The sequence below is a fragment of the Winogradskyella pacifica genome, from assembly GCF_003386275.1.
GTDB classification, from domain to species: Bacteria; Bacteroidota; Bacteroidia; order Flavobacteriales; family Flavobacteriaceae; genus Winogradskyella; species Winogradskyella pacifica.
On sequence record NZ_QREI01000001.1, the window covers coordinates 655,687 to 674,175 of the forward strand.

At 33.4% G+C, this 18,489-nt stretch carries 16 protein-coding genes; 8 read left to right on the top strand and 8 right to left on the bottom strand.

All coding sequences use genetic code 11. The annotated features are described in order from the left end of the window. Positions 1–6: 6 nt before the first annotated feature. Positions 7–726, bottom strand: coding sequence for a polyprenol monophosphomannose synthase (locus tag DFQ09_RS02805; RefSeq protein ID WP_115808060.1), 720 nt, complete (start codon positions 724–726; stop codon positions 7–9). Between the two features lie 147 nt (positions 727–873). Between DFQ09_RS02805 and DFQ09_RS02810 the strand changes: the two genes are divergently transcribed. Next, positions 874–1,524 (top strand): DUF4271 domain-containing protein, encoded by a 651-nt coding sequence (locus DFQ09_RS02810; RefSeq protein WP_115808061.1) that lies wholly within the window; start codon positions 874–876, stop codon positions 1,522–1,524. Positions 1,525–1,540: 16 nt separating this feature from the next. Further along, positions 1,541–2,290, top strand: a complete 750-nt coding sequence (locus DFQ09_RS02815; protein ID WP_115808062.1) for a uroporphyrinogen-III synthase — start codon at positions 1,541–1,543, stop codon at positions 2,288–2,290. A 74-nt stretch (positions 2,291–2,364) separates the two neighbouring features. On the opposite strand, the gene pckA is transcribed toward DFQ09_RS02815, so the two are convergent. Both pckA and DFQ09_RS02825 read right to left on the bottom strand, forming a co-directional pair. Next, the gene (pckA, locus tag DFQ09_RS02820; RefSeq protein ID WP_115808063.1) at positions 2,365–3,981 is read right to left on the bottom strand and encodes a phosphoenolpyruvate carboxykinase (ATP); all 1,617 of its coding nucleotides are present in this window, start codon (positions 3,979–3,981) and stop codon (positions 2,365–2,367) included. A gap of 65 nt (positions 3,982–4,046) precedes the next feature. Beyond that, entirely contained in the window at positions 4,047–4,436 is a 390-nt protein-coding gene (locus DFQ09_RS02825; RefSeq protein WP_115808064.1) for a DUF423 domain-containing protein, read from the bottom strand. 245 nt (positions 4,437–4,681) lie between these two features. Here DFQ09_RS02825 and DFQ09_RS02830 point away from each other — a divergent pair, with 245 nt between their 5' ends. The 3 genes from DFQ09_RS02830 (at position 4,682) to DFQ09_RS02840 (ending at position 7,219) form a co-directional block, all read left to right on the top strand. Continuing rightward, positions 4,682–6,046: a saccharopine dehydrogenase family protein gene (locus DFQ09_RS02830; RefSeq protein ID WP_115808065.1), complete on the top strand. Its 1,365-nt coding sequence runs from the start codon at positions 4,682–4,684 to the stop codon at positions 6,044–6,046. Between the two features lie 109 nt (positions 6,047–6,155). Further along, a complete protein-coding gene (locus DFQ09_RS02835; RefSeq protein ID WP_147298312.1) occupies positions 6,156–6,677 on the top strand; it encodes a hypothetical protein in 522 nt (173 codons plus the stop codon). Positions 6,678–6,748: 71 nt separating this feature from the next. Continuing rightward, positions 6,749–7,219, top strand: coding sequence for an Lrp/AsnC ligand binding domain-containing protein (locus DFQ09_RS02840; RefSeq protein WP_115808067.1), 471 nt, complete (start codon positions 6,749–6,751; stop codon positions 7,217–7,219). Between the two features lie 62 nt (positions 7,220–7,281). On the opposite strand, the gene DFQ09_RS02845 is transcribed toward DFQ09_RS02840, so the two are convergent. From DFQ09_RS02845 to DFQ09_RS02855, 3 genes are all read right to left on the bottom strand, one after another. After that, positions 7,282–8,319: an aldo/keto reductase gene (locus DFQ09_RS02845; protein WP_115808068.1), complete on the bottom strand. Its 1,038-nt coding sequence runs from the start codon at positions 8,317–8,319 to the stop codon at positions 7,282–7,284. A 256-nt stretch (positions 8,320–8,575) separates the two neighbouring features. After that, the gene (locus tag DFQ09_RS02850; protein WP_115808069.1) at positions 8,576–9,535 is read right to left on the bottom strand and encodes an OmpA family protein; all 960 of its coding nucleotides are present in this window, start codon (positions 9,533–9,535) and stop codon (positions 8,576–8,578) included. Between the two features lie 62 nt (positions 9,536–9,597). Beyond that, positions 9,598–10,359 (bottom strand): exodeoxyribonuclease III, encoded by a 762-nt coding sequence (locus DFQ09_RS02855; RefSeq protein ID WP_115808070.1) that lies wholly within the window; start codon positions 10,357–10,359, stop codon positions 9,598–9,600. Positions 10,360–10,561: 202 nt separating this feature from the next. Here DFQ09_RS02855 and DFQ09_RS02860 point away from each other — a divergent pair, with 202 nt between their 5' ends. Further along, on the top strand, positions 10,562–13,987 hold the full coding sequence (locus tag DFQ09_RS02860) for a hypothetical protein (protein WP_115808071.1): 3,426 nt from the start codon (positions 10,562–10,564) through the stop codon (positions 13,985–13,987). 91 nt (positions 13,988–14,078) lie between these two features. After that, positions 14,079–15,116: a flavin-containing monooxygenase gene (locus DFQ09_RS02865; protein WP_115808072.1), complete on the top strand. Its 1,038-nt coding sequence runs from the start codon at positions 14,079–14,081 to the stop codon at positions 15,114–15,116. A 118-nt stretch (positions 15,117–15,234) separates the two neighbouring features. Here the strand turns inward: DFQ09_RS02865 and DFQ09_RS02870 are convergent, their stop codons facing one another. Together DFQ09_RS02870 and DFQ09_RS02875 are read right to left on the bottom strand one after the other, a co-directional pair. Further along, positions 15,235–16,773, bottom strand: a complete 1,539-nt coding sequence (locus tag DFQ09_RS02870) for a glycine--tRNA ligase (protein WP_115808073.1) — start codon at positions 16,771–16,773, stop codon at positions 15,235–15,237. 77 nt (positions 16,774–16,850) lie between these two features. Next, positions 16,851–17,735 carry a hypothetical protein gene (locus DFQ09_RS02875; RefSeq protein WP_115808074.1) on the bottom strand — a complete coding sequence of 295 codons (885 nt, stop codon included), beginning with the start codon at positions 17,733–17,735 and terminating at the stop codon, positions 16,851–16,853. A gap of 70 nt (positions 17,736–17,805) precedes the next feature. Between DFQ09_RS02875 and DFQ09_RS02880 the strand changes: the two genes are divergently transcribed. Further along, complete coding sequence (locus tag DFQ09_RS02880; RefSeq protein ID WP_115808075.1) at positions 17,806–18,483, top strand: ComF family protein; 678 nt, start codon at positions 17,806–17,808, stop codon at positions 18,481–18,483. Positions 18,484–18,489: the final 6 nt, after the last annotated feature.

The window sequence follows — 18,489 nt, forward strand, 5'->3', positions numbered from 1 at the left end:
GTATTTTTACTTAGCAAATAAGCTTTTTAATTTTAAACTAACTACTCCAAATATAGCTTCGGTAATAATACCTCCGCTCATTTTTGATTTTCCTTTGGTTCTATCTTTAAAAATAACTGGTATTTCTACAATTTTAAAACCTTTTTTATGGGCTTTGAATTTCATTTCAATTTGAAACGCATAGCCTACAAATTCTATTTTCTTAAGATTTATGGTTTCTAAAACAGTTCTTTTATAACAAATAAACCCTGCTGTAGAATCCTTAACTTTCATTCGTGTTATCAATCTTACATAACGTGATGCTCCATAAGATAACAAAATACGAGACATTGGCCAATTAACAACCGTAATACCTTTTACATATCTCGACCCAACAGCAACATCTGCGCCAGCAACACAAGCATTATACAATCTAGAAAGATCATCTGGATTGTGTGAAAAATCAGCATCCATTTCAAAAACATATTGATACGATTTTTCTAAAGCCCATTCAAATCCTGCAATATAAGCAGTTCCTAAACCACTTTTTTCCTTGCGTTCTAACAAAAATAATTGATTCTTAAATTCTTGTTGCAAACGTTTAACGGTATCTGCTGTTTTATCTGGTGAGTTATCATCAACAATAAGTACATGGAATTCCCTTGGCTGTGAAAACACAGCTCTAATGATTGATTCTACATTTTCAATCTCATTATAGGTCGGGATTATGACAATTGCGTCAGACATTAACTCACTTTTAAACACTCCTTGGAGCGACTTCTTAGAATTTCAACAAAAATAAAGTTTTTAATGGATTATATACTGTAATTAACTTTTTTGATAGTTATGAATCGTACTTCTAATTGTAAGCTCATTTTTTTATAATTTAGCGGCATGCGAAATTATATAACACACGAGTGGTTTACCATTTTTACAATCATAGGATTGTTTACCATCGTGGTTGCTAAATATTTAAATACACTTCGCTTCAATGATTTCTTGTCTGTCATCGGTAATTCTAAATACCTTAAGATTTATACTAAGGATCAAAAATTTATAGATCAATTTGATAGCTTTCTGTTTATTAACCTTTCGCTATCCCTAAGTATTTTCATCTATTTTGCTTATAATACGTTTGTAACACCCGTTGATTTTGAGCTGATGTCGTTCTTAAAACTAACATTTGCGGTCTCTACTGTTATTATTATAAAAACACTTTTGGAACGTCTTATTGGGAGCCTTTTTGAAATTGATAGTTTAATAGATGATTACTTATTTCAAAAAACAACTTTCAAGAATTTTTCTGGTCTCGTTTTTTTTATGGCAAATTTATTTTTACTGTACACCGACATACGCATGACTATTATCATAATATCAGCAATCTCTATTGTTTGCCTTATAAATGTGATTGGATTTTTATCTTCATTCAAAACCCATCAAAAATCAATAAATCCAAATTTTTTCTATTTTTTATTGTATCTTTGCGCTCTCGAAATTAGCCCTTATATACTTTTATTTAAGGTAATTAGAGAATATAACGTTTAAAACACCCCGTTTACGTATGAAAGTGAAAACAATTTTAGTATCACAACCAGAGCCTAAAATAGAAAATTCCCCATACTTTGATTTGCAAGAAAAGCAAAAAGTAAAAGTGGACTTTAGACCCTTTATTCATGTTGAAGGTGTTTCCTCTAAGGATGTGAGACAACAAAAAGTAGATCTTACAAAGTACACAGCCATTATACTTACAAGTAGAAATTCAGTAGATCATTTCTTTAGAGTTGCAGATGAAATGCGCTTTAAAGTGCCAGATTCTATGAAGTATTTCTGCCAGTCTGAAGCTGTTGCCTATTATCTACAGAAATATGTGGTTTATAGAAAGCGTAAAATTTACGTTGGGAAGCGTACGTTTGAAGATTTAATGCCTTTGATTAAAAAATATAAAGACGAAGCGTTTTTATTACCAACAACAGATAAAGTTAAGCCTATTATAGCAGAGTTATTAAATGAACTAGGTGTTAATTGGAAACAAGCTACTTTCTACAAAACAGTAATTAGTGATTTATCTGATTTAGCGGATGTGTATTATGATATCTTAGTATTCTTTAGCCCTTCTGGTATTGAATCATTGTTTCATAATTTCCCTAATTTTGAACAGAAAAATACACGTATCGCTGTATTTGGAAATACAACCGTTAAAGCAGTTGAAGAAAAAGGAATGCGTGTAGATATCGCTGCACCAACTCCAGAAACTCCTTCAATGACAATGGCTTTACAGAAATATATTGATTCCGTAAATAAAGGTAAATAGTATTAAAACTATTAGATATAAAAAAAGCGATTCTAAATTTTAGAATCGCTTTTTTAGTTTATATAAGTTATGATCTAGAATGCATAACGTTGTGGACCACCACGTCTCACTTCTTCTGAAGCATAAGACTCAAACTTCTTAAAGTTCTCTCTAAACGCATTAGATAATTTAAATGCCATAGTATAATAAGCTTTATCATCATTCCAAGTTGTTCTTGGGCTCAACACTTCTGTTGGTACTCCAGGACAACTTCTTGGTTGCGCCACTCCAAATACAGAATGGATATGATAATCTTCATACGTGTAATCACCTAAATCACCATTTAATGCTGCGTTAATCATAGCACGTGTGTATTTTAATTTCATACGTGTTCCTACTCCGTAAGGACCACCTGTCCAACCTGTATTAATCAGCCAAACATTCACACCTGCTTCCAACATTTTTTTGCTCAACATATCAGCATATTCTGTTGGGTGTAACGGCATAAAAGGGGCACCAAAACAAGCAGAAAAACTTGGTACTGGTTCTACAACACCTGCTTCTGTACCAGCAACTTTTGCCGTATAACCAGAAATAAAGTGGTATGCAGCCTGACTTGGAGTCAGTTTAGATATCGGAGGTAATACACCAAAAGCATCTGCCGTTAAGAAAAATATATTCTTAGGGTTTTCACCTACAGAAGGTTTTCTAATATTATCTATATGATAAATTGGGTAACTTACCCTAGTATTTTGAGTTATAGATGTATCAGCAAAATCGACATTGCCTTTATCATCCATAATTACATTTTCTAATATGGCTCCTTTTTTAATCGCAGCAAAAATCTCAGGCTCTTGTTCTTGAGATAGGTTGATTACTTTAGCGTAACAACCACCTTCAAAATTAAACACAGTATTTTCTTTTGTCCAGCCATGTTCATCATCTCCAATTAAACTACGATTAGGATCGGTAGACAGTGTTGTTTTCCCCGTTCCAGATAATCCGAAGAAAATAGATGTATCACCATCTTTACCAACATTAGCACTACAATGCATTGGTAACGTATCTTTAAATACTGGAAGAATGAAATTTAATGCCGAGAAGATGCCTTTTTTAATTTCGCCTGTATAACCGGTTCCTCCGATTAAAGCAATCTTACGTGTAAAATCTAAAATCGCAAAGTTATGTTGACGTGTACCATCAACTTCAGGATCAGCCATAAAACCTGGTGCATTAACCACAGTCCATTCTGGTGAGAAGTTTTCTAATTCAGCTTCCGTCGGACGTAAAAACATATTATACGCAAACATGTTGCTCCAAGGATACTCATTAATAACTCTAATATTTAATTTGTAATCCTCATCTGCGCAAGCGTAACTATCGCGTACATAAATTTCTTTTTCAGATAAATAATCAACGACTTTATCATAAAGCTTCTGAAATTTGTCACTATCAAAAGCAATGTTGATGTTTCCCCACCAAACTTTGTCTTTAGTGATATCATCTTTCACAATAAATCTATCCATTGGAGAACGACCCGTAAATTCACCTGTATTAACTGCTAAAGCACCTGAAGACGATTCTACTCCTTGGCCTTTAGAAATTGTTTCAGCATGCAATTCATCTGAAGATAATTGATAATTTACTTTTGCATTTTTAATTCCATATTGATCCAACGAAATCGTTTTCGTTGATTGGGAATGATTTGCCATAATATTTGTGTTGTTTAGTGCTGCAAAATTATAATTTTATTTTGAAACAACGTCTTTGATTTATATTAATCCACCTTATTTTTTACAATGCCTATTAACAGTATTACCCAAGCTATTATAAGTAATAGGCCACCAACAGGAGTCATAAGAGCAATCGATTTAAAATCGAAGCCAGAAAGTGAATTTGTCGCTAGCCCATATATAGAGCCAGAAAAGAAAACAACACCTAATAAAACGAAATAAAATACTGTCTTTTTTATTTTCAAACTCACAAACGATGTACCACCTACAATTAGGAGAAAAAAAGCATGATATATCTGATAACGCACACCTGTTTCAAAAGTTTTAATGGCGTTAGAATCCACCAGTTTTTCTAGTCCATGTGCAGCAAAAGCACCCAAAATTATACCTAATATTCCTAAAATAGATCCGGTAACTAATAATCTCTTGTTCATAATTAAAAATGTGAATTCGGTTTATTATGCCTCTTGTATTTGTTACATTCGTACGAAGAATTTATATAAGCATTTTCAATTCGCTAAAAAATTGATTTTTTGCACCATGTTTTTGTCATTTTTTATTTCCTTAACGATGCTATGCAAGTAAAAAAGGACTTCAACACGGCACAAAATCTTCTATTTTCGCTAAAACTCAAAATACTTACATAAATTCAATACAAAATTAGTTATATAAACTCATTATGCGAAACATATTAATCATCGGAGCAGGAAAATCTTGTTCTTATCTTATAAAATATTTACTCGATAATTCTCAATCTGAAAAACTTCATATTACCATTGGAGATCTCAATGTAGAGAATGCTAAAAAGCTTGTTGGTGATCATCCCAACACAGACGTTATTCACTTAGATGTCTTTAATGCAGAATCTAGAGTTGCTGCTGTTAAGAAAGCAGATATAGTAATCTCAATGCTTCCTGCGCGTTTTCATATAGAAGTTGCGAAAGATTGTATTACGTACAAAAAGAACATGGTTACAGCGTCTTATGTAAGTCCAGAAATGCAAGCCTTAGACGAAGATGCCAAGGCCAACAACCTCATCTTTATGAATGAAATTGGTGTAGACCCCGGCGTTGACCATATGAGCGCCATGCATGTTATTGATCGTATTAGAGACAAAGGCGGAAAATTGATTTTATTTGAATCGTTTACAGGTGGTTTAGTAGCCCCTGAAAGCGACGACAATCTTTGGAATTATAAATTTACATGGAACCCAAGAAACGTAGTTGTGGCAGGACAAGGTGGCGCTGCAAAATTCCTGCAAGAAAACCAATTCAAATACATACCCTATAATCGTTTGTTTAGACGCACCGAATTTTTAGATGTTGAAGGTTACGGCCGTTTTGAAGGTTATGCTAACCGAGATTCTCTAAAATATCAACAAGTTTATGGATTAGACCATATCAAAACATTATATAGAGGTACCATGCGACGCGTTGGTTTTAGTAGAGCATGGAACGTCTTTGTACAATTAGGAATGACAGATGATAGCTATACTATTGATGATAGCGCTAATATGAGCTACCGTGATTTTGTAAATTCTTTTTTACCATACAGTCCAACGGATTCCGTGGAGCTTAAATTTAGACATGCCTTAAAAATTGACCAAGATGATATTGTTTGGGAAAAGTTCTTAGAGCTCGACATTTTTAATCCTAAAAAAATGGTAGAACTAGACAAAGGCACACCTGCTCAAATACTTCAGAAAATCTTAATGGATAGCTGGACTTTAAGCGAAAACGACAAAGATATGATTGTAATGTATCATAAATTTGGTTATGAACTCGATGGTAAAAAATATCAAATTGATTCTACAATGGTGACCCTCGGAAAAGACCAAACCTACACCGCAATGGCTAAAACGGTAGGTTTACCAGTAGCCATCGCGACGTTGGCCATATTGAATGGTAAAATTAAAACACCTGGAGTTCAAATTCCAATAACTAAAGAAGTTTACGCTCCAATTCTAAAAGAATTAGAATCTTACGATATTGCCTTTAAAGAATATGAAGTACCGTATTTAGGTTATAATCCGCTAAATATTTAATGTAATTATGTTTTTTTCTTATGTCATTTAGCCAATTACGTTATTTAAAAAATTGTATATTGACGCTATTATTAGCCAAAAACCAAATAACTACCTAAATTTAAAAGACATGAAAATCCTACACTTACTCAAAATTTTAGTTTTAGTACTTTGCATTGCATCTTGTAGCGATGATGATAACGACAGCTCGCCTCCGCTGAATGACAACCCAGGAATGGTTGCCACGATAAACGGAGGCACTTTTGACGATTATAATTTTACAGATGGCACGTACCTAGTTTCCTCAGGAACTAATGGCAATACCATGACTATTGATATTGCAGATACTAGCGGAAATCAAGTAACGCTGTTTCTAAATAGCACAGGTGGCTTTAGCTCTGGTACAGTAAAACAAATGGGGAATATGGATTCGGATAACTTTGTAACGTATAGTCTCATAAGGCAATCTAATCCTCAACTTAGCTATTTCTCTGCTTCAGGAAATGTTACGATTACTGAAAACAGAACACATCCAACAGAAACAGGAATTAAAATTATATCCGGAACTTTCAACATTTCTGCAACGACTACAGACAATGCCTATAGTACTGTTTTAATCGGTTCTTTTACCGAATTAGAATATGAAGATTAACTAAATATCATGGCAACTATGTTGAATTTGATTCGTTATTTTTAACTTTCAATTTATAAACAAGACATCCAATGAAAATTAACGATAACGGTGTTTACATCGATGGTATTGATAAAAAAATACTGCGTGCCTTAATGGAAGATGCCAGAACACCTATTCTTGAGATTGCTCGTAATGTCGGTATTTCTGGTGCTGCGATACATCAACGTTTAAAAAAGCTTGAAAAATCGGGACTTATCGCTGGATCAAAATTTATAATTAATCCGAAAGTTTTAGGGTATACCACCATGGCTTTTGTTGGAGTTTATCTCGATAAAGCCATTAGTAATCCTGAAGCCGTAAAGCAATTGCAAAAAATACCAGAGGTGATTGAATGCCATTATACCACAGGAAACTGGTCTATTTTCATTAAGATTCTTTCTAAAGACAATGAGCATTTAATGCATGTTCTTAATTCTGAAATACAAAGCATAAAAGGGGTTTCTCGAACAGAAACGTTTATTTCTTTACAAGAACAGATTAATCGACAGATTAAAATCTAGTTTTTACAAAAAAAAAGCGCTCATCATGGATGAGCGCTACTTTATTCTATAAGTAATACGAATTATGTTGCAGGATTAGGAATCTCAGCATGTACCGCGTTTATAGCTTCCATAATTTCATCAGACAACGAGATATTAATACTATCTATATTTTCTTCTAATTGTTGAAGGTTAGTAGCTCCAATGATATTACTAGTTATAAATGGGCGTTCATTTACAAAAGCCAATGACATTTGCGCCAATGACATATTGTTATCTTCTGCAATTTTCAAATAACGTTTCGCTGCTTCCGTTGCTTTTGCGCTATTATAGCGTGAAAAATGAGAATATACATTTAAGCGTGCATCCTTTGCCGCTGTTCCTTTTATATATTTCCCAGATAAAACACCAAATGCCATAGGAGAATACGCTAATAAGCCTATGTTTTCTCTATGCGCGACTTCTGCTAAATCTCCTTCAAATGGTCGACATAAAAGTGAATACGCATTTTGAATCGTAATCATCTTTGGTAAATTATGCTGCCTAGACTCTTCTAAATAACGCATAGTTCCCCAAGCTTTTTCATTAGAAATCCCGACTTGTCTTATTTTTCCTGATTTAATAATGTCATCGAGATTATGAAGAACTTCATTAAAATTATCTTCCCATTTATCTTTTGAATTATAGTTATAATCGCGCTTACCAAACGTGTTTGTATCTCTTTCTGGCCAATGCAGTTGATACAAATCTATATAATCGGTTTTCAAACGCTTTAAACTATCATTTACAGCATCGTTAAGCGCATCCTTACTAAAACCATTAGTTCTAATATGAGCGGTATAATCACCAGTTCCTGCTATTTTTGAACCTAAAATAATCTTGTCTCTATTGCCGGTTTTAGCAAACCAATTCCCGATAATACGCTCGGTTTCCGCGTACGTTTCTTTTCGTGCAGGTACGGGATACAATTCTGCTGTGTCAAAAAAATTAACTCCTTTATCTAAGGCAAAATCCATTTGAGAAAACCCTTGGTCTTGGGTGTTTTGATTTCCCCATGTCATGGTGCCAAGGCATATTTTGCTAACTTTTATTTCTGTATTTGGTAGGGTTGTATATTTCATAGCACTTCCTGCGAGAGCAGGAATCTCATTTTAGTTAAACTTAATTTTATAATCTAGGTTTAGACTGCGCTCAGCATGACATTTTTATACTTAGAATATACTGTAAAAATAAGAAGACCTCACAGGTTTTAAAAACATGGGAGGTCTAAATGTTTGTTAATATATCATTACGAAACGCTTTTAGCGTCGAGAGAATTTATCTAAATTAAAACTCAAATTCTACAAATTGCTTCGTTTCTTGCAATGACATTTCAATTTAAATCTCATTTAATAACTTTGAAATCTCATCTAACTTAGGCGTCAATATAACTTCAATTCGTCTGTTTTTTGCTTTCCCTTCAGCAGTATCATTTGCAGCAATTGGAGCAAATTCCCCACGTCCTGCAGCCGTTAAGTTTTCAGGATTAATTGCATCATTTTCTCTAAGGATATTTACAATTGCAGTGGCTCGTTTTGCAGATAAATCCCAGTTACCACTCAATTGTGCATTCCCTTTGTATGGTACATTATCGGTATGCCCTTCGATTAGAACTGAAATTTCAGGATTTTCAGCCAATACACTTCCTAATTGTTTTACGGCTTGTTTTCCTTGTGCTCCAACATACCAGCTTCCAGATTCAAACAACAATTTATTTTCCATAGAAATATAGACTTTTCCGTTGCGTTGCTCTACAGTTAATCCTTTACCTTCAAAATTAGTTAGCGCTTTAGAAATCGCATCTTTTAATTTATGCATTGCGGCATCTTTTGACGCAATAACATTTTCTAATTCTGCAACACGTTGCGAACGACTTTCTAATTCTTGTTTCAACGTATTTAAACGTTCGTTTTCTGCGGCTAAAGCTTGTTCTTTTGCTTCTAATTGTGCTAAAAGTTCTCTGTTTTTCTGCGAGTTTTTCGCAATTGATGCAGAACTATTTTCTTCTAAGGCTTTGTAAGACGCTTTTAAAGTTTCAAGATTTGTTTTAGCTGCAGCATAATCTGCCTGAAGTTTATCGCGGTCAGCAACAGCCGCATCGTAAGCTGACTGAAGTTTACCTAAATCATTATTTAATTGGGTTTTATCTTTAGATAAGGCTTCTAACTCATCAGACATACTGCGGTTTTCCTTTTTAAGAGTCGTGTATTTATCTTCAAGATCTGTGTAGATTTTCTTTGACACACAAGATGAGAATAGTGTAAATGTTAATGCTAAAATTGAAAGTTTTTTAATCATATCTCTTCTATTAAGTTGTTTTAAGTTTAGTTTCTATTTGGGGTTTGTTTTAAATTTTATTTTTAAATATCCAATTCTAATAAAATCGGACAATGATCACTATGCACCGCTTCCGTTAATATAACGCTACGTTTTATTTTTTCTTGTAACGGTTTGCTTACCATGGCATAATCTAACCTCCAACCTTTGTTGTTTGCTCTCGAATTTGCTCTGTAACTCCACCATGAATATTCCTGACGCTCAGGATGTAAATACCTAAAACTATCTATAAATCCACTGTCTATAAATTCTCCTAACCATTCGCGTTCTTCAGGTAAAAAACCTGAAACTCCTTTCATTTTTGGGTTGTGAATATCGATTTCTTCATGACAAATATTATAATCACCACACACCACCAAGTTTGGTTTTTCAGTTTGAAGTTCATTCAAATACTGCTGAATAAGATTCATATATTCAAACTTATGAGATAACCGTGCATCGTTAGTACCGGATGGTAAATACATACTCATCACTGAAACGCCATCATAATCTACTCTAATGTTTCTACCTTCAAAATCCATGGATTCAATTCCTGTGCCGAATTCTATATGATTTGGTTCTTCTTTACATAAAATCGCAACTCCACTGTAGCCTTTTTTCTGAGCACTAAACCAATAATTAAAGTTGTAACCCGCTTCTGTAAACACATCTAAATCGACTTGTTCTTCCATGGCTTTAATTTCTTGTAAACAAATTACATCTGGCCCTGTTGCTTTTAACCAATCTACAAAGCCTTTTTTCACGGCTGCTCTAATACCATTTACGTTATAAGAAACTATTTTCATGTGTTTATATTTATTGTTTTTTAATGGTCACATGCTGTTCGCTATTAATCATCCGTTTGGGTAATTAAAGCTTCAACATGCTCGTTTCATCTCGTCATTTTCTGTTTAACTGCTAAATTAAATAATACTGTACTTTTACCCTATAATTTTATACTGCATTTAACGATAAAATATTTCCTGCTTTAAGAAGTTATTATTCTACATGAAATACGCTATACTTATTATACTAATTATCGGTTCTTTTAGTGCTATGGCGCAAGAGAACCCTAGTAATTATATAAAAAAGAAAATAGCCGTTAAAGATTCTATTCAAATTGATTCTGTTAACATTAACCCTTCCCTATTTAAAATCAGGACTAATGACAACAAAATCATAGATTCGACTTTATATACCGTTGATTTTGTAAAAGCCATACTTCGTTTTAAGCAACCTATTGAAACGGACACCATTCAAATTGAATATTTACGCTATCCAAAATTTCTAACGAATGTGTATCAGCAGTTAGACGATACGGTTATTATTGAACGCTCATCGGAATTTCAGCAATTATATCAACTTCAAAACACCACCTCTAAAAACAGCTTTATACCTTTTGATGGCTTAACGACTTCTGGAAGTATTTCGAGAGGCGTAACGATTGGAAACAATCAGAATTCGGTATTAAATAGTGAACTCGATTTACAAATTTCAGGAAAACTAAGCGATAAAGTATCCTTAAGAGCGTCTATACAAGATGCCAATATTCCGTTGCAAGAAAGTGGTTACTCGCAACGTTTAGATGAATTCGATCAAGTTTTTATTGAGTTATTTAGTGACGATTGGAATATACGTGCCGGAGATATCGATTTAGAAAACACTAAAAGTTATTTTGCTAATTTTTCGAAACGTGTGCAAGGACTAATGGTAAGGGCTAACCTTAGCGAAAAAACCTCTGTTTTTTCTTCGGGAGCTTTAGTACGTGGTCAGTTTACGACCACTCAATTTACAGCTCAAGAAGGTAACCAAGGACCTTACAAATTACGTGGCTCAAACAACGAACTCTATGTTCTTGTGGTGTCTGGTAGTGAAACCGTTTACGTTAACGGAGTACCTTTAGAACGTGGAGAAAATAACGATTACATTATTGATTATAATGCTGGCGAAATCATTTTTAATTCTACATTTCCTATTACTTCCGAAATGCGAATTACAGTAGATTATCAATTTAGCGAACGTAATTATTCACGATTTACAGTGTTTGGCGGAGCTAATTATGAAACCGAAACGCTTAAATTAAATGTGTCCATATATTCTGAAAGTGATGCTAAAAATCAGCCTTTACAACAAAATCTTTCTACAGAGCAAACGCAAGTTTTAGCAGATGCTGGTGACAATAAAGATTTAATGTCGGCACCTTCTTCAACCCCAGCATCATATTCTGAAAATCAGATTTTATACCGAAAAGAGCTCTTTGGAGGCGAAGACATATTTGTATTTTCTAACAACCCTGAAGACGAATTATTCAGTGTGCGTTTTACCTTGGTTGGTGCAAATCAGGGAAATTATGTATTGGTAAACACAAATGCCATTAATAATATTTTTGAATATGTGGCTCCTATTGCTGGCGTACCTCAAGGAAATTATGAACCTATTGTGCAACTGATTGCTCCAGAACGATTGCAAATTGCGATTGTTAATGGACAGTATAGACCAAGCAAAAAAACAGACCTCTTTTTTGAATTAGCAGGAAGTAAAAGAGATAGTAATCTATTTTCAAACTTAGATGATGAAAATAATGATGGCTATGCCGGAAAATTCACTTTAAAACAAAGTATCATTCAAACCGATAGTTTATGGAATTTATCTGCATTGGTTGATGCTGATTTTATTCAAAAGGACTTTAATACCATACAACGTCTGTACAGAGCAGAATTTAATAGAGATTGGAATCTAGAGACTTCAGAAACGGATGAGGATAATTTTGACTTCGGAAATCAGTTATTACTCACCACAGGCTTGCGTTTATCACATGCTAAAAAAGGTTTAGCAACCTATAATTTTGAACATTTAAACTATTCTGAAAACTTCAATGGTAACCGACATCAGGTTACCGCTAATTTGCGTTTAGGTGATTTTAAGATTTTTACAAATTCTAGTGTTTTAAATAACGAAAGCACAATTAATCGTTCTACATTTTTACGCTCTTTTAATCGTGTGGTTTATGGAAAAAGCAACAAATGGACTGGTGTAAAATTTGCCACTGAAGATAATGAACAACGCGTTACCGCAACAGATTCGCTTACTCCATTGAGTCAGAAGTTTAAATCCTACGAAGCTTTTGTTGGTATTGGCGATAGTACTAGCATATATGCTGAAGTTGGCTATATAAAACGTTTTAATGACAGTCTGCGCAACACTAATTTGGAGCGCGTTAACAGCTCTAACACCTATTATCTAAAATCTACATTAATTCAGAATAAAAATACCAATCTTCAATTGTTTGTAAATTACAGAGATTTAAAATCAGAGGATAGTTCTATTGAAGACGAACAAAGTTTGAATAGTCGCTTAAATTTTAGTCAGAAGCTATTTAACAATCTCGTTTTATGGAATACTAATTTCGAAACGAATTCTGGAACCTTAGCACAACAAGATTTTACTTATGTCGAAGTCGAAGCCGGGCAGGGAGCTTACACATGGATTGATTACAACGAGAATAACATACAAGAATTAAACGAATTTGAAATTGCCCAATTTACCGATCAAGGTAGTTACATCCGTGTGTTATTACCCAATCAAGTATTTGTGCGCACCCATCAAAATCGCTTAAGTCAAACCCTTACTTTTAACCCACAACAATGGACTAAATCGGAGAATAAAACCGAAAAATTCTTTTCGCATTTTTATAATCAAACCTCATATTTAATAGATCGAAAAATAAAACGAGATGGCAATAATTTTAATCTCAATCCATTTAAAGACGACGAAGAAAATCAGTTAGCATTAAACAACAGCGTGCGAAATGTATTGTTTTACAATAGAGGAAAACAACACTATACAACAAGTTATACCTTTTTAACAAATACCAGTAGAAACTTATTATCTATAGGCTCTCAGGAAAACAGCTTAACCAATCACCAACTCAATTTTAATCATAAATTTTCTACAAATTGGTTAGCAAATATGTTGAGTACTTTTGGAAATAATGAGAGTATAAGTGAAAATTTCACCAACCGAAATTTCAATATTGAAGAAACCAGATTTCAACCAAAATTATCATATCTCTTTAATGAGAATGCACAATTTGATGTGTTTTACCAATACACTTCCAAAGAAAACACTATAGGAAGTTTAGAAACCTTAGCGCAGAATAATTACGGTTTGTCTTTTACGTATAACAATGCTCAAAAAATAGCACTAACAGGTGAATTCAACTTTTATAAAAATGAATTTGAAGGGAATACCAATTCTCCTGTAGCTTATGAAATTCTTGAAGGTTTACAGCCCGGAAAAAACTTCACATGGAGTTTACTAGCACAGAAAAAACTGACCAAATATTTAGATTTGAATTTAAATTATTTTGGACGTAAATCTGAGACCTCTAAAATGATTCATACAGGTACGGTTCAATTAAAGGCTTATTTTTAGAGAACCGCAAAAGCTTTCAAATACATACCCTTACAATTTGTTTAAAACCGTTAAAAACGGTATACTGTCAGAATAATAACAAAACACAGTAATGAAAGACTTTGTAATAGTAGGTGCTGCGCAAGCAGGCCTCTCTATGGCTTATTTTCTTAAACAAAATCAGAAAGATTTCTTGATCATTGACAGAGAAGAAGAAATTGGTGCGTCGTGGCTAAACCGGTGGGATACTTTAAAATTATTTACGCCTACTGAGTTTAATCATTTAATAGGAATGCCGTTTCCTGCTCCAAAAGGTTATTATCCCGATAAATACGAAGTAGCAGCCTATTTTAAGAGCTATGTAGAAAAATTTGATTTTCCTCTACAATTAAATACTTTAGCAGAACGTATTGAAAAAAAGGATAAGCACTTTATCATAAAAACGAATAAGCAAGAAATAACTTGCAGACATGTTATTGTCGCTACAGGACCATTTCATATTCCATACACCCCAAAATTTCACAATAAGCTTTCGGACAGTATCTATCAGGTGCATAGTAATTATTACAAAAACTCAGATCAATTACAAAAAGGGTCTACTTTGGTTGTGGGTGGTGGAGATAGTGGATTTCAAATTCTGGATGAGATCTCTAGCAATACATCGAATACCACATATTTTTCAGGAAGTACTGATATTAGAACACTCCCCCAAGAATTTTTAGGTAAAACCTTATGGTGGTGGTTTACAAAAACAGGATTTTTAAGTTTTAGTAAAAACTCATGGATTGGAAAAAAAATTAATCAATCTAAGCAACCTATCATTGGTACTGATGTAAAAACGATTATAAAACGTGGCAATGTTACACTTGTTGGTCACACCACAGACGCAGAGTATAACACTATAAAAACGGCTACAGTAGAACTTACAGATGTTAAAAATATAGTTTGGGCTACGGGCTACAAACCTAATTTTGAATGGATAGATAATTTAGAACTTACCGATGATGGGTATCCAAAACATCATAGAGGAATTAGTACTACAGAAGGACTCTATTTTATCGGATTACCATGGCTACACACAAGAGGTTCTGCCACATTGGGCGGTATAAAAAAGGATGCGGCTTATTTAGCTACTCAAATTTTACAGTAATAATTATTTGTGTTTTTCCAAAATTAATAATCATTTAGAGACTAAAAAAAACACCCAAACTTTAAAAGCTTGGGTGTTTTAATTTATATCAGATTCCTGCTTTTACAAGAATTTGTAATTACATTTTCATTAGCCAATGCTTCACATCAACCTCTGCTTTTATAATTTCTTTTAAATCTTCAATCTTTACACGTTTTTGATCCATAGTATCTCTATGACGAATCGTTACGGTATTGTCTTCTAAAGTATCGTGATCTACTGTAATACAAAATGGTGTTCCGTTGGCGTCTTGCCTTCTGTAACGTCTACCAACCGTATCTTTTTCTTCATAAGCAACATTGAAGTCCCACTTTAAATCCTCAACAATCTTTTTAGCAACCTCAGGTAAACCATCTTTTGCCAATAAAGGAAATATAGCAGCTTTAACAGGAGCTAATACAGCCGGAAGTTTTAAAACAGTACGTGTTTTACCATCTTCTAATTCTTCTTCAACCAAAGCATTTGAGAACACAGCTAAAAACATACGATCTAAACCAATAGAAGTTTCAAGAACGTAAGGAGTGTAGCTTTCGTTATCTTCATGGTCAAAATATTGTAATTTCTTACCAGAAAATTCTTCGTGTTGCTTTAAGTCAAAATCTGTACGCGAGTGAATTCCTTCCAATTCTTTAAACCCGAATGGGAACTTGAATTCGATATCGGTAGCAGCATCAGCGTAATGCGCCAATTTTTCATGATCGTGGAAACGGTAATTTTCTTCTCCCATTCCAAGAGAAAGATGCCACTTCATTCGTGTTTCTTTCCAATGCTCAAACCATTTTTTTTGTGTGCCTGGTTTAATAAAAAATTGCATTTCCATTTGTTCAAACTCACGCATTCTAAAGATAAACTGTCTTGCAACAATTTCGTTTCTAAATGCTTTTCCTGTTTGTGCAATTCCGAATGGAATTTTTAAACGTCCTGTTTTCTGAACATTTAAAAAGTTAACAAAAATACCCTGAGCTGTTTCTGGACGCAAATACAAATCCATCGCCGTTTCTGCAGAAGCACCAAGTTTAGTTCCAAACATTAAGTTAAACTGCTTAACGTCTGTCCAATTACGACTTCCTGCTACAGGACAAGCAATTTCTAACTCTTCGATTAATGCTTTTACGTCTGCTAAATCTTCTTTTTCTAAAGATTGGCCTAAACGTTTTAAAATAGTATCGATTTTTTCTTGATACCCAACAACACGTCCGTTAGTAGAAATAAATTCTTCTTTATTAAAAGATTCTCCAAAGCGTTTTTCTGCTTTTTTAACTTCTTTTTCAATTTTAGCTTCAATTTTTAAACAATAATCTTCTACTAAAACATCTGCTCTATAGCGTTTTTTAGAATCCTTATTATCAATTAAAGGATCGCTAAAAGCATCAACGTGTCCGGAAGCCTTCCAAGTAGTTGGATGCATAAATATTGCAGCATCAATCCCTACAATATTATCGTGCATTTGTACCATGGCTTTCCACCAATAGTCTCTGATATTTTTCTTTAATTCTGCTCCATTTTGAGCATAATCGTATACTGCGCTTAGTCCATCATAGATTTCACTACTCTGAAACACGTAACCATACTCCTTTGCGTGAGAGATTACTTTTTTAAATTGATCTTCGTTTGCCATAATATTGCAAAAATAGAAAACCGCTCTGATTAACAGAACGGTTTTACAAAAATTATATCGTTATTTATAAGTATTACCTATTTTAAATTTAGACTTGTACTACCTAGCTTTACATTTTCGTGAAAAATATTGACAAAGTAGACGCCTTTTAAGAAGGGTTGATCCTCATCATCAGCAACTATAGCGGTACATATTTCTAAATTTTCTTTTTCGTAATTTATACTTTCTTTAAAGCTGTAGTTTAATGAAGTATTACCAAAAAATACTTCACCTTTATCTGATACCACATTACCTTGTGGACTCACAATCTGTATGTAAATGTCTTTTTTACCATTTAATGCTAATGGATTTTCATTTAACGTAATACATACGTCAATGGCATTGGCACGTTTTGCACGATCGGTAAATCGTTTTTTACCCGATTTCAATTTATACGATTTCGCATTAATATTACTTGCTTTTAACATAGCAGCATTATCAATGGTTTTATACAACGCGTTGTTAACCTCTTCTAAATCATTAATTTTTAAGGCATTATTCTTTATTGTATTTAAAGCATAACGTTTTTCACTCTGCAATTTTCTATTCGCCGAATTTAGAGAATCCATAGTACTTAACAGCACTTTATTTCTAGATTTTATAACGACAAGTTGATCTTTGAATTTAGTGATAATTGATAAATCACTGTTTAGTAATTTTAAAGAATCTAAAGCATTACTTGCTTCTAGTTTTGCTTCTTTGAGCTGAGAAGACATAAAACTATAGTCTTGACTTAGTTCGTCATAACTTGACAATAATTCTGATAGCTCTGTTTCTATCAAAACTTTTTCTTGTTTTAAGAAATCTTCGTAAGATTCAATGGATTTATATTTATTAAAGCTATATATTCCTAAAACAGTTAAAACAACTAGTAAAGAACTAATAATCAATCTATAATTAAATAGCTGAGGGTTAACTATCATTATTAATTTTATTAATTTAAGGCGAAACTAGAGCTAATTGAAGTCTAATTTTATTTTAATCGACTAAGTGATGAAAAACTTGTTAAACTTATTCTTTCCAAAGGTTTGTGAAGCATGTAATAATGTTTTAACTGATAATGAAATTGTTTTATGTACCTCTTGCAGACACCATTTACCAGTTACCAACTTTCATTTTGATAATGCCGAGGATGTAAAAAAAATAGTTTATGGACGGGTAAAACTCGAAAATGCAACCGCATTATTGCATTTTTCAAAGAAGGGAATTGTACAGCAAATACTACATAATTTAAAATATAGAGGTCATGAGGATATTGGAGAATTCTTTGGCAAATGGTTTGGCGCAGAACTAGCAACTGTAGAAGCTTATAAACACATCGATGTTATTGTACCCGTACCTTTGTATAAATCAAAATTGAGAAAGCGTGGTTATAACCAAGTTGCAAAGTTTGGAAAAGCCATTGCAACAGCACTAAATGCTGAGTATAATGACACGGTTTTAATCAAAACAAAATCGTCTAAAACACAAGTATTTAAAGGGCGCTTAACACGTTGGAATGACGACGGAGCGTTATTTGATATTTCTGAAAATAAATCTCTAATAGGAAAGCATATTTTACTTGTAGATGACATCATTACTACTGGCGCAACCGTTGAAGCTTGCGCTACAGTTTTGTTAAAAATTGATAATATTAAGTTAAGTCTTGCTACGATGGCAATTGCAGATTAATTTTTT

Bases quoted from the DNA above. Each gene is read 5' to 3' on its own strand.
- DFQ09_RS02850 (WP_115808069.1), bottom strand. From the start codon at position 9,535: ATGATTAAAAAACTTTCAATTTTAGCATTAACATTTACACTATTCTCA.
- DFQ09_RS02815 (WP_115808062.1), top strand. From the start codon at position 1,541: ATGAAAGTGAAAACAATTTTAGTATCACAACCAGAGCCTAAAATAGAA.
- DFQ09_RS02865 (WP_115808072.1), top strand. From the start codon at position 14,079: ATGAAAGACTTTGTAATAGTAGGTGCTGCGCAAGCAGGCCTCTCTATG.
- DFQ09_RS02825 (WP_115808064.1), bottom strand. From the start codon at position 4,436: ATGAACAAGAGATTATTAGTTACCGGATCTATTTTAGGAATATTAGGT.
- DFQ09_RS02840 (WP_115808067.1), top strand. From the start codon at position 6,749: ATGAAAATTAACGATAACGGTGTTTACATCGATGGTATTGATAAAAAA.
- DFQ09_RS02845 (WP_115808068.1), bottom strand. From the start codon at position 8,319: ATGAAATATACAACCCTACCAAATACAGAAATAAAAGTTAGCAAAATA.
- DFQ09_RS02880 (WP_115808075.1), top strand. From the start codon at position 17,806: ATGAAAAACTTGTTAAACTTATTCTTTCCAAAGGTTTGTGAAGCATGT.
- DFQ09_RS02870 (WP_115808073.1), bottom strand. From the start codon at position 16,773: ATGGCAAACGAAGATCAATTTAAAAAAGTAATCTCTCACGCAAAGGAG.
- DFQ09_RS02830 (WP_115808065.1), top strand. From the start codon at position 4,682: ATGCGAAACATATTAATCATCGGAGCAGGAAAATCTTGTTCTTATCTT.
- DFQ09_RS02875 (WP_115808074.1), bottom strand. From the start codon at position 17,735: ATGATAGTTAACCCTCAGCTATTTAATTATAGATTGATTATTAGTTCT.
- pckA (WP_115808063.1), bottom strand. From the start codon at position 3,981: ATGGCAAATCATTCCCAATCAACGAAAACGATTTCGTTGGATCAATAT.
- DFQ09_RS02855 (WP_115808070.1), bottom strand. From the start codon at position 10,359: ATGAAAATAGTTTCTTATAACGTAAATGGTATTAGAGCAGCCGTGAAA.
- DFQ09_RS02805 (WP_115808060.1), bottom strand. From the start codon at position 726: ATGTCTGACGCAATTGTCATAATCCCGACCTATAATGAGATTGAAAAT.
- DFQ09_RS02860 (WP_115808071.1), top strand. From the start codon at position 10,562: ATGAAATACGCTATACTTATTATACTAATTATCGGTTCTTTTAGTGCT.
- DFQ09_RS02810 (WP_115808061.1), top strand. From the start codon at position 874: ATGCGAAATTATATAACACACGAGTGGTTTACCATTTTTACAATCATA.
- DFQ09_RS02835 (WP_147298312.1), top strand. From the start codon at position 6,156: ATGAAAATCCTACACTTACTCAAAATTTTAGTTTTAGTACTTTGCATT.